This is a genomic window from Thiolapillus sp., assembly GCF_048562965.1.
GTDB classification, from domain to species: domain Bacteria; phylum Pseudomonadota; class Gammaproteobacteria; order Chromatiales; family Chromatiaceae; genus Thiolapillus; species Thiolapillus brandeum_A.
Map to the genome: position 1 here is coordinate 2928 of NZ_JBHNMF010000258.1, position 1824 is coordinate 4751.

The following is a 1824-nucleotide window of genomic DNA, read 5'->3' on the forward strand; positions in this document are numbered from 1 at the left end:
CAGCAGTTTCAACAGTGGTTTTTTTACTTCCGGTGATTCCCGGGAGCCGGAACTGGCGGGCATTCGTGGCGCAGTCGTGGGTTCCTTCTTTGTCATTCTCATTACCCTGGGGCTATCCCTGCCCCTGGGTGTTGCCGCGGCCATATACCTCGAAGAGTTCTCACGCAGAAACCGCTGGACAGACTTTGTTGAGGTCAATATCAACAATCTGGCGGCCGTGCCATCCATCGTCTTCGGTCTGCTGGGGCTGGCGGTATTCATCAACTTTTTCGAGCTGCCCCGCTCGGCGCCGCTGGTGGGCGGGCTGGTGCTTACGCTCATGACCCTGCCCACCATCATCATTGCCAGCAGAGCTGCGCTCAAGTCCGTGCCGCCTTCGATTCGGGAGGCAGCCCTGGGTATGGGGGCCTCGAAGATGCAGGCGGTCTTTCATCATGTCCTGCCCCTGGCCATGCCGGGGATGCTCACGGGAACCATTATCGGTCTGGCGCAGGCTCTGGGTGAAACCGCTCCCCTGCTGATGATCGGCATGGTGGCGTTCATCGTGGATATTCCCGGCAGCATCATGGACCCTGCCACAGTACTGCCGGTGCAGATCTATCTCTGGGCGGACAGCCCCGAAAGGGCATTCACAGAGAAGACCTCCGCCGCCATCATGGTGCTGCTGGCATTCCTGATACTGATGAACCTGCTGGCTATCTGGCTGCGCCGAAAATTTGAAAGGCGCTGGTAACCGTGAGGAATGAATCAAGTTGGCAGTAGAGCAAAAAGAGGCATTTATGTCGGTAGTCGAACCCCGGGTGAAAGAAATGAAAACTGTGCAAATGGAAGATCAGGTGGAGACGATCCTGGGAAAGCCTCTGCTGGACAAGAAGGTCAGCATGCATTGCCGGGATGTGGATGTGTTCTACGGTGACAACCAGGCGATTTTTAATATTTCCCTGGATATCGGCAAGAACGAAGTGCTGGCCATGATAGGTCCCTCAGGTTGTGGCAAGTCTACCTTCCTGCGATGTCTGAACCGCATGAACGATACTATCGACAGCTGCAAGGTCACCGGCAGCATCCGCCTGGACGATGAGGATATCTACGACCCCAGCATGGATGTGGAACTGTTGCGGGCCAGGGTGGGTATGGTGTTCCAGAAGCCGAATCCCTTCCCGAAATCCATCTATGAGAATATCGCTTACGGACCCCGTATCCATGGACTGACCCGTGACAAGACCGAGCTGGACGAGATCGTGGAGAACTCCCTGACCCGGGCAGGATTGTGGAAGGAAGTGAAAGACCGTCTCGATGACGTGGGCACTGGCCTGTCAGGCGGTCAGCAGCAGCGTCTGTGCATTGCCCGGGCCATTGCCATCAACCCCGAAGTGATTCTCATGGATGAGCCCTGCTCCGCACTTGATCCTATTGCCACGGCAACTGTCGAAGAGCTGATCGATGAACTGCGCCAGCGCTACACCATTGTCATCGTCACCCATTCCATGCAGCAGGCGGCACGGGTCTCCCAGCGCACGGCCTATTTCCACCTGGGTAAACTCATCGAAGTGGACAAGACCGACAAGATTTTCAACAATCCTGGCCATGAACTCACCGAAGCCTACATCACAGGACGATTTGGGTGAGCCCAGCTGCGTTATGCCCAAAGGCATAACGCAGCTGGGCGAACGCCCGGGCAGGACGCCCGGGCTGGGGCTGCAAAAGAAGTACACAGCCGCGCCAGGGAAGGCGGTAAAGAAACCTACTTAGTTCCCGTCTATAAATGCCAAGTCATTGAAATTCAATTGAAAAACCGAAAAAAGACGATGAGAAATCCGGTGC

2 protein-coding genes are annotated in these 1824 nt (G+C 55.9%); both read left to right on the forward strand.

Translation table 11 applies throughout. The features are described 5' to 3' along the window. A partial coding sequence (gene pstA / locus ACOCD2_RS12675; RefSeq protein ID WP_293672757.1) for a phosphate ABC transporter permease PstA occupies positions 1–733 on the forward strand: 733 nt, incomplete at its 5' end. Positions 734–824: 91 nt separating this feature from the next. Continuing rightward, positions 825–1628: a phosphate ABC transporter ATP-binding protein PstB gene (gene pstB / locus ACOCD2_RS12680; protein WP_371414993.1), complete on the forward strand. Its 804-nt coding sequence runs from the start codon at positions 825–827 to the stop codon at positions 1626–1628. The last annotated feature ends 196 nt before the right edge of the window (positions 1629–1824 follow it).